Source organism: Alteromonas lipotrueae (genome assembly GCF_019249215.1).
Lineage (GTDB): Bacteria > Pseudomonadota > Gammaproteobacteria > Enterobacterales > Alteromonadaceae > Alteromonas > Alteromonas lipotrueae.
This window is the reverse complement of sequence record NZ_JAESDI010000006.1, coordinates 136,736-153,986: the sequence shown is the minus strand read 5'-3', so window position 1 is coordinate 153,986 and position 17,251 is coordinate 136,736. Positions and strand designations below refer to the sequence as shown.

Genomic DNA, 17,251 nt, shown 5'->3' with positions numbered 1-17,251 from the left:
GGCTACGCCTTCTTACCTATTGTGTTCGCAATCGTCATTGCTTGCGCCACAACATTACCTATTTCTGTTCCACTTTCAGGCAGCAACACAATGGAAGACTCTTTTGCAATTTTCTCTTTCGCCTGAATAGCGCCTTTCGCCAGCTCAAGCTGCACCGCTTTTTGCCCTTCTTGGGTTGCGGCCGCTTTACCCACGGTTTCAATGGCTTCTGCATCTGCTTGAGCAACACGAATAATCGCTTGCGCTTCACCGTCAGCTTTTAGTATTTGCTCTTCTCTATCGGCTTCAGCGGCAAGAACGATGGCTTGCTTATCACCTTCGGCGCGGTTAATCGCTGCTTGACGATCACCTTCAGATTCTAAAATCTGGGCGCGTTTTAATCGTTCCGCCTTCATTTGCTGTTCCATCGCATCTAGCACTGAATTCGGTGGGTTAATATCTTTTAGCTCGTAACGCAATACCTGAACGCCCCATGGCGCAGCGGCTTCGTTAAGCGCAGACACAATATTAGTATTCAATAAGTCTCGCTCTTCGAAGGTTTTGTCCAATTCCATTTTTCCAAGTTCAGAGCGCATGGTGGTTTGCGCCAACTGCGTTACCGCAAACGTATAATCTTCCACACCGTAAGTGGCTTTGTAAGGGTCTACCACTTTGAAATACAACACACCATCAACACTTAGAGTGATGTTGTCTTTAGTGATGGCAGATTGCTCTGGAACGTCGCCCGCCTGCTCTTTTAAAGAGCGGTTTGCAGCAACCTTATCAATAAACGGAACAATAAAGTTAAGGCCGGCTTCCAAGGTGGTGTTGTATTTACCAAAGCGCTCAATGATGTACGCACGGTTTTGAGGTACAAATTTTATTGACGATTTAAGGGTAATAACAATTAGCACAAGTAAGATGATTTGATACGAAAAAACGTATCCTAGTAAGGTGTCTAATTCCATTTACGTACTCCTGAACGATTAATACAATGGCTTCAATTAGTGTTTATATCACAATAATTAAACACTAAAAGCAGTTAAATTGTGAGGGAACGTTTCAATTGACTAGTGAGCGCGGCAATCATTGGACACCCACCGCTAGCGGGTAATCAAATACATACTTACTTAACACAGCTATTTTCTCCTGCGTTTTAACAGCTTAGCTCCCGCTCAAAAAACAACCATTGCCATACATAGAAGTATTATGTAAGTTATACCTAACACTCCTATGCAAAGAGACGCTATGGCTTCAATAATTGCAAAAGACTTAGTCGCGGCTTCGGCAACGCCGTTAATACTCTCTATTTTGAAGAATGGTGACAGTTATGGTTACGAAATTATTCAGCAGGTAAAAGAGCATTCAAACGGTTTGCTTGAATGGGCAGATGGAATGCTATATCCCATTTTACATCGCATGGAGAAAAACGACTTCATTGAATCCTATTGGGGTAAGGCCGACACGGGTAGAAAGCGAAAGTATTACACCTTGCAGGATGAAGGCCGCAAAGAATTAATTAAGATGCAAGAGCAGTGGCATCAGCTATACACTTTACTTATGTCTTTTAAAGGAGAATAACGCATGTTTGATCTCGATAACGCTGTTGAGAATTGGTGTAATAAGGTTGTCTCTCACAACATTTGGGATGCAGATAAAGTTGATGAATTGAAAGACCACTTATATTGCATTATCGAACAAGATGTAAATTCAGGTACCAATGAACAGCTCGCTTTCGAAAAAGCGACCAGTGAATTGGGCTACCCCGAAGCAGAGATGGGGGCGTCTTCTGGCCGAGCCAAAATTATTCAAAGAATATGTCGAGTAATAAATAAAATTGAAGGCAATTCCTCGTCAGATTCACCATTAGTGCTCGGTCATGCGATAATATGGGCCAGCGTAATGCTTGCTATGGCTTTAGTTGTTGATGATAAAGACACGAATGGAGCTGTACTGATGATTTTAACACTAGGTTGGTTTGCCAGCTTCATGACTCTTGATGGTACTAAGGCTTCAGCAAAAAAAGAATGGGCTTGTTTAAAGCGCTTCGTTGAACGAAAAATGTCTTAATTCTTTAGGACAATTGGTTCTGGCGTGGACTTAACGTGATTTTGGTGTACTTGAATAAATAGATATGATTTGGTCATGTATACTGCGGGGAGCAGAGAAGTTGGTCGGTGTGAGAGGATTTGAACCTCCGACCCCTGACACCCCATGACAGTGCGCTACCAAGCTGCGCCACACACCGACCGAAAGAGCCGATAAGTCTACTTATTTTTAGTCACAATGCAACGACAATTACACAAATCCTTGGTTAAGCGCTTAATTGCTAATCAGTTTGTAAAATAATACTGCAAATTTTGGTGCACAACGCCGTTTTTATAACGTTAAATAACATACACCGGTTACCACTACGGCGACAATTACGTTAAGCACTATGCCCTCTCGTGCCATGGTTTTTATATCAAACTTCTCGGTGGAATAAGCAATTGCGTTTGGCGCCGTAGCTACTGGCAGCATAAACGCACAACTAGCGCTAATAGCGGCGGGTATCATTAGTAGTTTAGGATCTACGCCTACCGCAAAGCCTGCTGCCGCTAATATAGGCATAAGCAGAGTGGCTGTGGCAGTATTCGATGTAATTTCGGTCAAGAAGGTTACAAATAAACAGATACCCAGAATAAGGAAAATTACCGGTAGGGTTGAAAGCCCGGTAAGCCACTCCCCCATTAGCACGCTCAAGCCCGATGATTTAAACGCTTTAGCAATACAAATACCACCAGCGAACAATAACAACATGCCCCAAGGAATATTATTGGCGGTTTTCCAGTCGAGTAATTTGTCGTGTTGGCCTTTGCGCGTTTCAGTGGCAGGCGTTGTTTCACCGTTATTGGTCATAAACATGGCCACAACACCGGCTACCGCAATGGTGCTATCGCTAATAGTGGTAATACCTAACCACGCACTCCAGAACGGCCTGAATACCCATGCCATGGCGACGGTGCCGAATATCGCCAAAACGCGCTTTTCGGCCACTGTCCATTTGCCTAGTTGAGGTAAAGCAATGTTACCCACTTGCGTCAATCCCCGTGCTAGCCACAACGCCATTAGCGGAATAGAGACCAGTACAATGGGCACCCCAGTTTTCATCCACTCAATAAAGCTGTATTCATGCCCTTGCGTTTCTTCATAAACGCTCATAAAAATAATATTGGGCGGCGTGCCAATGGGCGTGCCCACGCCGCCTAGACTTGCGGCATAAGCAATACCTAAAATAAGGGCTACACCAAATCGTGGGTTTTCCATAGCATTAATAATGGCCATGGCCATAGGTAGCATCATTAAAATGGTGGCTGTGTTACTTATCCACATGCTTAAAATAGCGGTGGTCAGCATAAAACTTAATATTAGCTTTAGCGGGCTTCCCGCCCCAGTGACTCGTAGCATATAAATAGCGAACCGTTGATGTAGGTTAGCTTTCTCTAACCCTTTCGATAGCATGAACGCCGCCATTAGCAAGATAATAACGTGGCTACCTAGCGATGAAGCCGCTTCGGCATGGGTCAATACCCCGGCAAGAGGAAATAGTGCAAACGGGATAAGTGAAGTGGCTGGTATGGGCAGCGCTTCCGTTACCCATAATATAGCCACAAACAAGGTAATGCCTGCGGTAAGTGCAATATCAGCACTTAGATCTGAAAAGTATATTCCTGAGCCAAGCGCAAGCGAAGTAAGAAGGGCAACAAGAATAATAAACGAGCTTTTGTCGAACGGCTTATTGGCACTCACTGCGCATCCTTTTTATACTTTACTTCATGTTTTGTTACATGTTTTGCTTTATAGAGTTTTTGCGCCGTAGAGTTTAGGCGCTGTTTTTATCGTCTGACGATATACGGCTGGCGACTGCGCCGTCTTGCCCCTTGTATTTGGCATCTACGCGGGCATTGTATGGCTTTTCGGCGGGGTTCGATAACACTTCAAAGCTTAACGCTCCAATTTTCATCTTGGGGCGAAGAGCTAACGGCAATTTTCCGCTGTTGTAGAATTCCAGCACAATATTGCCAGACCAACCTGGATCGATTCTGTGTGCGGTTACATGTACCATCAGGCCTAATCGTGCTAGCGATGAACGCCCATCTAACCAACCTACAATATAATCTGGCAGCGTCACAGATTCGTGAGTGATTGCCAGTGCAAGCTCGCCTGGGTGCAAGAAAAATGCTTTGCCTTCAGGTAATTCAATTTCATCACTCATTACATGGTCTAGCGCTTCTTGTACCTGCGCTTTAGGGCCGCTTAAATCGATGTAAGGTGCTTGATGATCTTCAAATACGCGAAATTTATTACCTAGGCGAATATCTACCGTCACCCCACTAATTTCTTCGTAGTCGGGAGTTGGGTCTATTTTTATTTTCCCAGCTTTTAAATGTTCGTATATATCGCGATCGCAAAGGCGCATAAGCGGTAAGTCCTTACTATAAAGTGTGCGGTATTATGCGTATGTAGCACTCGCCAATCAACTGGCTATAAGCTCTATTTACTTTAAATACCAAAATTAATAACTGAGACGGTTAAAAGTGACTAATTTCTGTTTAAATTTATCATTTACAGCTTACTGTTAACGCCAATGGGGTCGCCTTTAATATGCTTGCTTTGCTGCGTTCTGGGCACAACGGTTAACGCTAATTGCATCGACAACGCTCTAGCGGCTTCGCGGTAGCTTTCACTTAATGGGCTCTCAGGTGCACTTACCAACAGTGGCGTACCCGCATCGGCGTGTTCGCGCACGGTGATATCGAGTGGTAATTGGCCTAGTAGTGGCAAGCCATGTCGCTCAGCTAAGATTTCGCCGCCATCTTTTGAAAACACATAGTCTTTGGTGCCACAGGCGCGACATTGGTAATAACTCATGTTTTCAACCAGCCCCAATACTGGCACACTCACTTTTTCGAACATGCTAATGCCTTTTTGGGCATCGGCTAAAGCTAAGTCTTGGGGTGTGGTTACTACTACCGCAGCAGTTAGCGGCACTTGTTGTGCCATAGTAAGCTGAATGTCGCCAGTACCCGGTGGCATGTCTACAATTAAGTAGTCGAGCACTGGCCACAAGGTTTCGTCAATAAGCTGTTTTAATGCCCTACTCGCCATTGGGCCGCGCCATACTGCTGCGTCTTCTTGTGGCACTAGGTAGCCGATAGAGTTTGCCACCAATCCATGGGCGCTTAACGGCTGCATGTGTTTGTTATCACTACTATGAGGGTGTGCATCCGTATTGCCCAACATAATAGGCACAGATGGGCCGTAAATGTCAGCATCTAAAATGCCTACACTTGCCCCTTCTTGCATAAGTGCAAAGGCCAAATTAATACTTGTGGTCGACTTCCCTACCCCGCCTTTGCCTGATGCCACGGCAATAATATTTTTAATATTATTTACGGCAGTGTTTTTAGTTTCGCCCGACGCTATGTTTTGGCTAACGATGAGTTGCTGCTCGGAAAGCTCGCCTTTTAGTGCTTCTAGCACGTAAGCTTTAATTGTTGCTTGCTGAGTTTTATAACAAAACGGTAAGTTGATGGTGAATGTGTTGGAAGGAGTTTCGTGATCAGCTTTCTTGTTGTCAGCTTTTTCGCTACCAGCTTTTTTGTCACCAATGGCTTGCTCTGAACCTAACTTATCTGCACACCATTGTGCGGTAATGTCGGCTTCAATACTGAAATAGCTGGCTAAAATAGCCGCAACTCTGTCGATGAGTGGCTTAGCTTTACGGGAAAAGAACATAAATTATCCTGTCTACGGGGTATTTTGTGAATTTCGTAATGCAAAAAACGCGGATTTCCGCTAGTATTTGCAGCCATTTTGAAACGCGAAGAATCTATACGTTATTATGTCTGAAAATCGCCGCATTCTGGTAACCAGTGCGTTGCCCTACGCCAATGGCTCTATTCACTTAGGCCACTTGCTTGAACACATTCAAACCGATATCTGGACACGGTTTCAGCGTCTGCGTGGAAACGAATGTTACAGTGTTTGTGCCGATGATGCACACGGTACACCTGTTATGCTTAAAGCGCAGGAACTGGGTATTACACCAGAAGAAATGGTGGCCAGAACTCGTGCAGAGCATCACCAAGACCTGCTCGATTTTCACGTAGAGTACGACAACTACTATGTAACCCATTCGCCTGAAAACAAGGCGTTGTGTGAAGAAATTTACACTCGTTTAGATAACGCCGGTTACATTAGCAAGCGTACGATTAATCAATTATACGATCCGCAAAAAGAAATGTTTTTGCCAGACCGCTTCGTTAAGGGTACCTGCCCTAGCTGTGGTGCTGAAGATCAAAACGGCGATAGCTGTGATGTGTGCGGCGCAACCTACAGCCCTACTGAGGTTAAAAACCCTCGCAGTGTGGTATCGGGTGCTACGCCGGTATTGAAAGAATCTGAACATTTCTTTTTCGACTTACCTAAGTTTGAAGACATGCTTAAAGGCTGGATCCGCTCGGGTGCCCTGCAAGAAGAAATGGCCAACAAGCTTCAAGAGTGGTTTACCGAAGGCTTGCAGCAGTGGGATATTAGCCGCGATGCACCTTACTTTGGGTTTGAAATTCCAGGAGCGCCGAATAAGTTTTTCTATGTATGGGTAGATGCCCCCGTTGGCTACATGGCCAGCTTTAAAAACTTCTGCGACCAAAACAACTTGGAATTCGACGATTTCTGGAAAGCCGATTCAGACGCTGAGCTTTACCACTTTATCGGTAAAGACATTACCTACTTCCACTGCCTTTTTTGGCCTGCGATGCTAGAAGGTGCGGGTTACCGTAAGCCTACTGGTGTAAATATTCACGGTTTTGTTACGGTGAATGGGGCGAAAATGTCTAAGTCTCGCGGCACCTTTATTAAAGGGCGCACTTATCTTGACCACTTAAACCCAGAGTACTTACGTTATTACTTTGCGTCTAAGCTTGGCGATAGCGTGACAGATATCGACTTAAACTTTACCGATTTCGCTCAAAAAGTGAATTCAGACTTAGTAGGTAAGGTAGTAAACATTGCTAGCCGGTGTGCCAGCTTTATTACTAAGCGTTTTGACGGCAAATTGTCTGACAACGTGTTAGAGCCAGAGCTTATTGCCGAGTTCCAAAATGCAGCCGACACTATTGCCGATTTATTCGAGCGCCGTCGTTACCATCAAGCGATACGTGAAATCATGACATTGGCCGATAAAGCCAACCAGTTCATTGATACCAACGCCCCTTGGGTAACTATTAAAGACGAAACCAAACAGCAATTCACTCACGATGTATGCTCGTTGGGTATTAATATGTTCCGCCTGTTGGTCATTTACTTAAAACCTGTGCTTCCAGTATTGGCAGAAAAAGCGGAAGGCTTCTTGAACGATGAGTTTACGTGGTCGTCTCTTGAAACCGTGCTAACGGGCCACGCTATCAACAAGTTTAAGCCAATGATGCAACGTGTAGAAATGGAGAAAGTAGACGCCATGGTTGATGATTCAAAAGAAAACCTAGAACCAACAAAGCCAGCGGTTAGCCCAGACAGCCCGTTAGGTAAAGATCCTATCAGCGAGACAATCTCGTTCGATGACTTCGCTAAAGTAGATTTACGTATTGCACGTATCGCCAACGCTGAGCATGTTGAAAAGGCCGATAAACTTTTACGTTTAGAACTAGATTTGGGCGGCGAAACAAAGCAGGTATTTGCCGGTATTAAGTCTGCCTACTCACCTGAAGCGTTAATTGGAAAGCATACCGTAATGGTGGCTAACCTAGCACCGCGTAAGATGCGCTTTGGTATGTCTGAAGGCATGGTTTTAGCTGCCGGCCCGGGGGGTGATGAGCTTTATATCTTAGAGCCACACGAAGGTGCATTGCCTGGTATGCGCGTTAAGTAATATTGGGTTGCTGACTTTTTAGGTAAACGAACCGCTAGAAAATTTGAAAGCCGTGTTGATAGTCTCAACGCGGCTTTTTTGTTTGTGGGGAAAATGATGTAGATTTTCTTGTTTCTCTGCCTAGTTTAAAAGTGGACATCCATGTTTTAACGCCCACTAAAAACATGGACACCCACTTTTAAAACCCCAGTTCTATTGCGGACACTCACTTTTATATTGCCAAGGCGAATTGTGGGTGTCTTGTTTTTGGCTCTCGTCAAATCGGTGATAAAGGTGGGCATCCATGTTTTAACCCCAATCAAAAAATGGACATCCACTGATTAATATTCCAAATTAACGTGGGTGTCCACGTTTAAGCACCCAGAAATATCGTGGGTGTCCATGTTTCGGCTTAGACTAAAACTGTGGGTGTCTCAGCTTTTGGCTTTATTATAGGAAGAGGTTCTGGCGCTCGCGGCACCAACAGGAGAGAACTGACGTTTTAGTTGAAGTTTCGGGCGAATAGCCGTCATAGGCATTACCCGCTTTCTGGCCAATATTACGTAAACGGCACTACACCATGGGAAATAAGTGGAAAGGTATTGCTGAATGTTTTTCGCATAATCCCACCGCTGTTCAAAAAACAAAGTAGAAAACATAATTTGGCGCTGTTCTACAATTTCAAAGCCCAACAGCTGCAACCAATCTTTAATGCGATATGAGGTAAAAAAACGAGCGTCATGCAGTTTATTGTCGCGCTTGACCGGTAAGTACTTGGCGATGCCGGCTAAACTCAGCGGGTTGAACCCGCTAATAATAACGTAACCACTTTGAGTAATAACTCTGTCTACTTCCCGTAAAATTTCGTGAGGGTCTTGCGCAAAGTCCAATTCATTGGCTAGTAAAAAGCCATCTATGCTGTTTTCAGAAAATGGCAGCTGATGTGACTGTCCTACTATTTTGGGGCTTGCTGAACTATCAACGCTTTCTATCCGCCCATCACTATTACTCGCACTTTCACTTATCTCATCACGCTCTAAATGCATCGCACTAAATGGCACTTGGCTAACAATGTTACGTATTGGGCTTTTCACCAAAGGAATTTGAGCACTTAAACTGCCGAGTTTCACGAAGTGATACCCAAAAATGCGTTGGGTGTAGTCGTCGCACACTTGCGTGATGGCTTGCTTAATTTGCTCTCCTGCTGGAAAGTCGGTCCAGTCTTCAGGATAACGGGGTGCTTGGGAGCGAAATGCTGATCTCATAGATGCTAAGCGTGCCTTAAGGTTGCTCTGTGTACAACAAGTTCTTATAGTATCGCATAATTATACCTACACAAGCAGGTGCACCATGACGACTGACGTTCTTCCTCACGGCATTTCAATTTTTCCAATAGAAGCATTTAGCGACAATTACATCTGGTGTATTCACAATAACGACCAAGCGATCGTTGTCGACCCAGGCGATGCGGAGCCCGTACTCTCGTTTTTAAACAGTGAAAACCTACATTTAGCGGCCGTGTTAATTACGCATCATCATCATGACCACACGGGTGGCATTGCCAAATTAGTGTCGGCAAACCCAGGCCTTCCCGTTATCGGCCCAAGAGGGGGACATATTCGTGGCATCACTAAATCCGTTTCGCAAGGCGATACCTTACAGCTTCCTGTATTAGATTTAGAATTCCAAGTAATGGAAGTGCCCGGTCATACACTCGATCATATTGCGTTTTTTGGCCACAACGTTTTGTTTTGTGGTGATACATTATTTTCAGCAGGTTGTGGCCGGTTATTCGAAGGGTCGCCTGAACAAATGTTGCACTCGTTGAACAAGCTGAAGCGCTTGCCCGACAACACGCTGGTTTACTGTACCCACGAATATACTCAATCGAACGTACGCTTCGCATTAGAAGTAGAACCAGAAAATCAAAACCTACAAAACTATTCATCGTGGGTAGATAAAAAGCGAGAAATGGGTATGCCAACCCTGCCCTCATATTTGGCAGAGCAAAAACAAATTAACCCTTTCTTACGTTCTCATGAACTTTCTGTACAAACTGCTGCCGAAGCTTATTGCGAAAAAAACATGGGCGACGATGTAGCGGTATTTGCTGCAGTTCGGCGCTGGAAAGATGAGTTTTAATGCAAAACTAACGCACTGAAGGTAGAATGTGCGGTTTGCAGGTATTCGAGAGGTCCCTTCTACATGCAGTTGAAGTTGTTTGTTTTGTCACCCGTTTTATTAGCGTTAGGGCTAAGTGGGTGCCAAATCACCGAAGAACAAATACAAGAAGACGTGGTGAATGTACAAAATGTTGAAGGCTCAACTGAACCTTGCAACACATTACACGACACACCAGAAGCAATTGAAGACTGTGAAATAGCGCGCGAAGGCGTTATTGATGTAGTGCACCCTAAAGATAATCTGCTGTCGGAAGCAGAAGAGCTTATTGACGATCCTTCAGTAGAAACCGAAGCCATTATTACCAACGTGTGGCAGCGAGTAAGCGATGGGCTTGATTTATACATTCCCGATGATCGCCGCGTTGATGTGCAAAAAAACTGGTATTTAAAGCATCCAGAGTACATGAAACGTGTGGTTACTCGTGCCAAGCCGTTTCTTTACTACATTGTTGATGAAATAGAAAAGCGTGATATGCCAATGGAATTGGTGTTATTGCCCATTGTTGAAAGTGCTTTCGACCCTTTTGCCTACTCTCATGGCCGAGCCGCTGGTATGTGGCAATTTATTCCCGGCACGGGCAAGCGTTTCGGAATGGAGCAAACCTGGTGGTACGATGGGCGTCGTGACGTTATAGCGTCCACAAAAGGTGCTTTAGATTACCTAACCTATTTATCGAACATGTTCGATGGCGATTGGCTACATGCTCTAGCGGCGTATAACAGTGGCGAAGGCAGAGTTTCAAAAGCCATTCGCACAAATAAAAAAGCCGGTAAGCCTACCGATTTTTGGTCGTTAAACTTACCTCGTGAAACGCGTGCGTATGTACCGAAATTATTAGCATTGGCAGACATTTTAAAACATCGTGATGAATATGCTTTTGCATGGCCTGAAGTTGAAAACGTCGCCGTTATCGAAGTGGTTGATATTGGTTCACAGGTAGATTTGGCCTTTGCTGCCGACCTTGCGGGCATGACGCTTAAAGAGTTACATGCATTGAACCCTGGCTTTAACCGCTGGGCTACTGCTCCAGAGGGCCCGCATAGATTAGTGTTACCGTTAACCGAAGCCGCTGATTTTAGTGATGCGCTTGCTAAAATTGATCGTACCGACCGATTGAATTGGGTACGTCATACGGTGAAGCCTGGCGATAGCTTAGGGAAACTTGCGAATAAATATCACACCACTGTAAAAGTGATTAAGCAAGTTAATGAGCTTAACTCTAACGTTATTCGTATTGGCCAACCCATTATGGTACCTGTGGCCTTGAAAGCGCTAGATAATTACGACCTATCACAAGGCCAGCGTTTAGCCAGTGTGCAAAACAAAAAGCACGGTGCATATAAAGTTACCCATACTATTCGCTCAGGTGATACGTTATGGGATATTGCACGTAAATATGGCGTTACTACTAAAAAACTAGCGAGTTGGAACAATATGGCGCCTGGCGACATGCTCCGTCTTGGGAAAAAATTAGTGGTTTGGCAGAATAACAATAGCAACTCAAAAAACGCTGATGCTATAACCAAACGCGTAACCTATACGGTTAGAAACGGTGATTCCCTGTCGCGCATTGCGAATAAATTCAATGTCAGCATCAGCAATATTGGCAAATGGAATAACATTAATACATCGCGTTACTTACAGCCGGGCCAGAAGCTAAAGCTGTTTGTAGACGTCACTAGATTAAATAGCACAGGCTAAATAGCAAAGGATAGAGCAATGCTAAGGATTAACCGGGACAATTTACGTAACAGTCATGAAACGCCCTGGTTAATCTTAGATTTAGTCATGCTGGGTATTTTATTTTTAAACCTAGCATGGCTAATTTTCGATGCCTTGTACGCTACCGATTTTATCTATTCTCAAATAGATGCCTTCTTCCCCGCTTTAATTAACGCTTACGACCCCATTCATCACAACTTCTTGTTGGTTGATTTAGTCTTCATTGGCATTTTTCTCACTGAGTTTTGTTTTAGGTGGATTGTTGCCATCGTGCGCAAAGAGCACCTGCGTTGGTATTTTTTCCCTTTTCTGCATTGGTACGATTTAGTTGGACTAATTCCTCTTGGGGCTACGCGGCTGTTCCGCTTCCTACGCATATTTTCAATTTTGCATCGGCTGCACAAATATCAAATTATTGATTTAAACCGCACCGCAATTTTTCGGTTCTTCGCCTTCTATTACGATGTATTTGTTGAAGAGCTTAGCGACAGAATTGTGGTGAAAGTATTAAGCGATGCGCAAAAAGACATTGCCGCAGGCTCACCATTGGTAGATGAGATTACCGAGCAAGTCCTTGCACCACGCCGCCCTGTTATTACCCAATGGATGGCGGGTGTTATTAATCACTTAGGGCAATCGATAAGTAACGACGAACATGGTGAAGTGATACGTGAACATGTTCGCAAAAGTGTAGGCAAAGCGGTACGTGGAAACTCCCAGGTGTCTACGCTTAATTACTTACCCATAATTGGTAAAACAATTGAAAACACACTGGAGGAATCGGTAACCGATATTGTCACCATGTCGCTGGTAAATTTGTTGTCTGATTTAGATGCTGATCGCATCGACCATTTCATCTCAGTGGGTATGCATGATTACACCCCTACAGCCGATGCATTAGATAAAGAAGTATTACAGGTGGTGAATGAATGCTTAGAATTGATGAAAGGACACATTGCACAACAGCGCTGGAAATCAGAGCTCGCTAAAAAAGAATCTACAATGCCAGTAACAGCGCCTTCAGAGGATACAACAATAAAAAGGAACTTGTAGATACACCTTTGCGCGAATTAAAACCTAATGATAACCATTATCATTTCAATACTCATATGGTAGACTTCTGACCAATACCATTGGTTGTTAGTCTTACATTTTGAGGAAATAAAGAATGTCGAACGGTCGTAAAGGTTGGTTTTACCCTTCCTTAACCGCATTAGCGATAGCGGTAGCTACATCACCAGTTGCACAAGAACAAGAAGATGAAAGCCTTGAGCACATTGAAGTTAACCCTATGCAGTCGTACAGAAGTACGGCCACTAAATCTTCTTTGCGCCCTATCGATTCGCCTGTCAGTATCAGTGTTATCGATCAAGAGCTTTTGCAATTGCGCCAAGCACAATCTGTGTCAGAAGCCTTGCGCTATAGCTCCGGTGTAACGACTGAAAGTCGCCCAACCATCACTATTTTTGACCAATTTACCATTCGTGGATTCGATACCTACCAAACTTTTTACGATGGCCTACCCCTTTTAAGTAACAACAGTTGGAATTTGTACCCGCAAGTAGACTCGTTCGCCACTGAATCATTAGAAATTCTAAAAGGCCCTGCATCTTCACTTTATGGACTAGTTCCTCCAGGTGGAATGGTGAATCAGGTGGCCAAATATCCAAAAGACGAAGACGAAACTTTGGTTCGTGCAGCGGTAGGTTCAGATAACTTATTTGAGCTTGGTGTAGATACTACCGGCCAACTTACCGACAACGCGCGCTTTCGTATTGTGGCACTTGGTAGAAAACAAGATGGATTTCAGGACACTACTGAGAATGAGCGCTACACCATTGCGCCTTCTGTAACCGTAGATATTAGCAAGGCAACGGAGCTTACCCTTTCTGCGTACTATCAAGACGACCCTGAAATGGTGCCCTCTACCCCACTTCCAGGCGTTGGTACCCTTTACGAAGCACCTTATGGCAAGCTTGACGCTAGTGTTTACGCCGGTGATAAAAACTGGAACAGTTATTCTCGCGAAGTGCTTATGCTTGGCTATAAACTGAACCATGAATTTAGTGAAAACTGGTCAGTATTACAAAAATTTCGCTACACCGATGCGGATGCCCTGCAGCAAAACTCGTATCATTCTGGTGAACCAACGGATGGAATTTTCCTTACCCGTTCAGCGTACCTTACCGATGAAGAAATTGATGGTGTGACCGTTGATACGCAGGTCGCAGGTTTTGTGAAAACTGGCGATGTATCACACAACCTGTTATTCGGTGTGGATTATCAAAATTCCGACTCAACCGTAGCGTATCGCGATACATTAACCACAGATACGCCAGTGCTTGATTTAAGCAATATTGATAACGACCTTTTCGATGTAAGTTCGCTGCCACTGGATTTCTATCAAGAAGATCACGTTATCGACATTGAGCAAATTGGCTTTTATCTTCAAGACGAAATTCGTATCGATAATTTCACGTTCTTACTTAATGGTCGATATGATCAATTTGAAAGTACCGATGTAGCTGAAAATGAGTACGCTGGCTTCCCTTACGGCAGCACCACAGAAATTGACCAGAATGAGTTTTCAGGCCGTGTAGCAGCTATGTACACGTTTGACTCAGGGTGGCGCATGTATGCGAACTACTCTGAATCTTTCGAACCTGTTTCAGGCACCGACTCAGTTACTGGCGAAGCTTTCAAACCTACTACAGCTGACCAAGTTGAAGTGGGTACTAAATATATTAGCGGTGATGGCGCAACCACGTTTACGGGGGCGTACTTCGTACTGACGAAACAAAATGTAGTGGTCAATACGTCAGACTTTGCGCAATATACACAAAATGGTGAAGTTGAATCTAAAGGGATTGAGCTAGAACTTAATACCCGCGTGACCAACGCACTATCGGTTCAAGCAAATGCGACTTTCCTTGATATGGAAGTGACCGAAGATACATTAGACCCAGACGTAGTAGGTAAAACACCGGTATGGGTTGCTGAAGAAAGTGCCTCTGTTTGGGCAAACTACTTTTTCGACGATGCTCTAGACGGATTAATGTTAGGTGCAGGTGTACGTTACGTGGGTGAAACCCAAGTAGATAAGTACAACACCGACACTGTGCCTTCTTACACCTTGGTTGATGCGGTATTGTCTTACGACATGCCAGAGTACGATTTAAAACTAACAGGCAGTGTAAGTAACTTGACCGACAAAGAGTATGTTGGTGCATGTTACGACACGAATAACTGTTGGTATGGTGCACAACGTAGATTTGAAATTGGTATTGAAAAGCGTTTTTAAGCGAATGTTTTTTGATAATCAGGGCTTAGCCGATGATGTCAGCTAAGCCCTTTTTTGTTTTGAGCACCTACCCTCTGCGCCAAGTCGTACCTGCAGGCCCATCTTCTAACACTATATTCTTAGCGTTAAGTGCATCTCTCGCAGCATCTGCTGCTGCCCAATCTTTAGCTGCACGCGCATCGTTACGCTGTTTTATCAGCGCTTCAATCTCAGCGGCTTCATCATCGTTTTCGCTACCGCCTTTAAGGTAAGCATCTGGGTCGCTTTGCAGCATGCCCAAAATAGCACCTAAACCTTTAAGCACCGCAGCTAATTTACTCGCTTCTTCGGCATTATCTTTATTACGGTTTATTTCACGCGCCACATCAAACAATACTGAAAATGCTTCAGGTACGTTTAAATCGTCATTCATGGCAGCTTCAAAGCGCGCTAAATAACCGCCGTAGCTAAGGTCGGTAGATTCATCTATTGATACACCACGAAGCGCAGTGTATAAACGCTCTAATGCCGCTTTTGCTTGGGTAATGTTATCTTGCGAGTAACTTAACTGGCTACGGTAATGTGCCGACATTAAGAAGAAGCGCAAGGTTTCAGCATCGTGCTCTTGTAATACGTCACGAAGGGTAAAAAAGTTACCTAACGACTTAGACATTTTCTCGTCGTCTACTTGCACCATGCCAGCGTGCATCCATACGTTTACGTACGGTGTATCAAATGCACAGCATGACTGCGCCACTTCGTTCTCATGGTGCGGGAACGTAAGGTCAGAACCTCCTCCGTGAATATCAAAATGTGCACCCAAATGCTTTTTGTTCATGGCAGAACATTCAATATGCCAACCAGGGCGGCCTTCACCCCACGGCGATTGCCATGCAGGCTCACCGGCTTTAGCGGGCTTCCATAATACAAAATCTAGCGGGTCATCTTTGTCCGATGTTACTTCAACACGGGCTCCAGATTGAAGCTGATCTAAGTCTTGCTTACTCAACTTGCCATATTCAGGGAATTTGCTTACATCAAATAATACATCGCCATTTGAGGCCTGATATGCAAAGCCTTTATCCATCAATATCTTAATAATATCGATGATCTCATCCATATGTCCGCTAACGGTTGGCTCTACGTCTGGCTCAAGTAAATTGATAGCCGCAAAGTCTTCATGCATCATGCCAATGGTGCGCTTAGTTAACGCTTCAAAGGTTTCACCGTTTTCATTAGCACGGGCAATAATTTTATCGTCAATATCTGTGATATTACGAACGTACTTCACATCAAAACCCAAATGACGCAGGTATCGAACTAAGATATCAAAGCTAAGGTAAGTGCGAGCATGCCCCATATGGCTTAGGTCGTACACGGTAATACCACACACATACAAGCCCACTTTCCCTTCTTGAAGCGGCACGAATTTCGCCTTGTCACGGGTACGGGTATTGTAAAGGTGTAGCATAAAGTGAATTCCTAAGTATCAAAATGGCCGCAAAGTTTAGCACTGTATGTGGCCAAATGGTAAGATTTTGCGATGCTTTTTAGCATCGCTACTTCCCCGCATGGCTGGTTATGCGGTAATATTACTGGGTATTTACTTATTTAAAGGCAGGACACGAAGAAATGGTTACTCTCAAAACAAACTTTGGTGACATCACCCTAGAATTATTTGAAGACAAAGCCCCTAAAACTGTAGAGAACTTTCTAGCTTATGTTAAAGAAGGTTTTTACGATGACACTATTTTTCACCGTGTGATTGACGGTTTCATGATTCAAGGTGGTGGTTTCACTGCAGATATGGATCAGAAAGACACCAAAGATACTATTGAAAATGAAGCAAACAACGGCGTTGCTAACGAAATTGGTACTATTGCGATGGCACGTACTAATGATCCGCATTCAGCAACTGCGCAGTTCTTCATTAACGTGGGTAATAACAGCTTCCTTAACCACACTAGCGAATCAGTGAATGGCTGGGGCTACTGCGCATTCGGTAAAGTTACCGACGGCATGGACGTAGTTGAGAAAATCAAAAACGTTAAAACCGGTTCAAGCGGTTATCATCAAGATGTACCTGTTGAGCCAGTTGTTATTGAAAAAGCGGTTGTAGCTTAGTGCTGTTAAGTGAGCATTTAAAACCTTAAATGCTCACTATCGCTACATCTTATTAAGCAAAGGCCGTACTC

The 17,251-nt window shown here is 44.2% G+C and carries 14 protein-coding genes and 1 tRNA gene; 8 read left to right on the top strand and 7 right to left on the bottom strand.

The genetic code is table 11. The annotated features are described in order from the left end of the window. Positions 1-2: 2 nt before the first annotated feature. Entirely contained in the window at positions 3-947 is a 945-nt protein-coding gene (locus JKP82_RS08520) for an SPFH domain-containing protein (protein ID WP_218396656.1), read from the bottom strand. 280 nt (positions 948-1,227) lie between these two features. Between JKP82_RS08520 and JKP82_RS08515 the strand changes: the two genes are divergently transcribed. Next, complete coding sequence (locus tag JKP82_RS08515; protein WP_218396654.1) at positions 1,228-1,560, top strand: PadR family transcriptional regulator; 333 nt, start codon at positions 1,228-1,230, stop codon at positions 1,558-1,560. 3 nt (positions 1,561-1,563) lie between these two features. Next, positions 1,564-2,049 (top strand): hypothetical protein, encoded by a 486-nt coding sequence (locus JKP82_RS08510; protein ID WP_218396652.1) that lies wholly within the window; start codon positions 1,564-1,566, stop codon positions 2,047-2,049. 101 nt (positions 2,050-2,150) lie between these two features. Here JKP82_RS08510 and JKP82_RS08505 read toward each other — a convergent pair. The 4 genes from JKP82_RS08505 to apbC all read right to left on the bottom strand — a co-directional run bounded on the left by JKP82_RS08505 (position 2,151) and on the right by apbC (position 5,757). Beyond that, positions 2,151-2,227, bottom strand: a tRNA-Pro gene (locus JKP82_RS08505). A 131-nt stretch (positions 2,228-2,358) separates the two neighbouring features. Then, positions 2,359-3,768, bottom strand: a complete 1,410-nt coding sequence (locus JKP82_RS08500; RefSeq protein ID WP_218396650.1) for an SLC13 family permease — start codon at positions 3,766-3,768, stop codon at positions 2,359-2,361. 73 nt (positions 3,769-3,841) lie between these two features. After that, positions 3,842-4,438 carry a dCTP deaminase gene (gene dcd, locus JKP82_RS08495; protein ID WP_057791038.1) on the bottom strand — a complete coding sequence of 199 codons (597 nt, stop codon included), beginning with the start codon at positions 4,436-4,438 and terminating at the stop codon, positions 3,842-3,844. Between the two features lie 146 nt (positions 4,439-4,584). Then, positions 4,585-5,757, bottom strand: coding sequence for an iron-sulfur cluster carrier protein ApbC (gene apbC / locus JKP82_RS08490; RefSeq protein ID WP_218396648.1), 1,173 nt, complete (start codon positions 5,755-5,757; stop codon positions 4,585-4,587). Positions 5,758-5,863: 106 nt separating this feature from the next. Between apbC and metG the strand changes: the two genes are divergently transcribed. Next, complete coding sequence (gene metG, locus JKP82_RS08485; protein WP_218396646.1) at positions 5,864-7,891, top strand: methionine--tRNA ligase; 2,028 nt, start codon at positions 5,864-5,866, stop codon at positions 7,889-7,891. A gap of 413 nt (positions 7,892-8,304) precedes the next feature. Here the strand turns inward: metG and JKP82_RS08480 are convergent, their stop codons facing one another. Continuing rightward, on the bottom strand, positions 8,305-9,135 hold the full coding sequence (locus tag JKP82_RS08480) for a class I SAM-dependent methyltransferase (RefSeq protein ID WP_218396644.1): 831 nt from the start codon (positions 9,133-9,135) through the stop codon (positions 8,305-8,307). 85 nt (positions 9,136-9,220) lie between these two features. On the opposite strand from JKP82_RS08480, the gene gloB reads away from it, so the two are divergent. From gloB to JKP82_RS08460, 4 genes are all read left to right on the top strand, one after another. After that, positions 9,221-10,012 (top strand): hydroxyacylglutathione hydrolase, encoded by a 792-nt coding sequence (gene gloB, locus JKP82_RS08475; protein ID WP_218396642.1) that lies wholly within the window; start codon positions 9,221-9,223, stop codon positions 10,010-10,012. Between the two features lie 63 nt (positions 10,013-10,075). Further along, a complete protein-coding gene (locus JKP82_RS08470; RefSeq protein WP_218396640.1) occupies positions 10,076-11,755 on the top strand; it encodes a lytic transglycosylase in 1,680 nt (559 codons plus the stop codon). Positions 11,756-11,773: 18 nt separating this feature from the next. Continuing rightward, positions 11,774-12,829: an ion transporter gene (locus JKP82_RS08465; RefSeq protein ID WP_159531777.1), complete on the top strand. Its 1,056-nt coding sequence runs from the start codon at positions 11,774-11,776 to the stop codon at positions 12,827-12,829. Between the two features lie 115 nt (positions 12,830-12,944). Next, the gene (locus tag JKP82_RS08460) at positions 12,945-15,077 is read left to right on the top strand and encodes a TonB-dependent siderophore receptor (protein ID WP_218396638.1); all 2,133 of its coding nucleotides are present in this window, start codon (positions 12,945-12,947) and stop codon (positions 15,075-15,077) included. A gap of 67 nt (positions 15,078-15,144) precedes the next feature. Here JKP82_RS08460 and cysS read toward each other — a convergent pair whose 3' ends face one another. Continuing rightward, the gene (cysS, locus tag JKP82_RS08455; RefSeq protein ID WP_218396636.1) at positions 15,145-16,527 is read right to left on the bottom strand and encodes a cysteine--tRNA ligase; all 1,383 of its coding nucleotides are present in this window, start codon (positions 16,525-16,527) and stop codon (positions 15,145-15,147) included. 161 nt (positions 16,528-16,688) lie between these two features. On the opposite strand from cysS, the gene JKP82_RS08450 reads away from it, so the two are divergent. Beyond that, positions 16,689-17,180 (top strand): peptidylprolyl isomerase, encoded by a 492-nt coding sequence (locus tag JKP82_RS08450; protein WP_159531783.1) that lies wholly within the window; start codon positions 16,689-16,691, stop codon positions 17,178-17,180. Positions 17,181-17,251 lie beyond the last annotated feature (71 nt).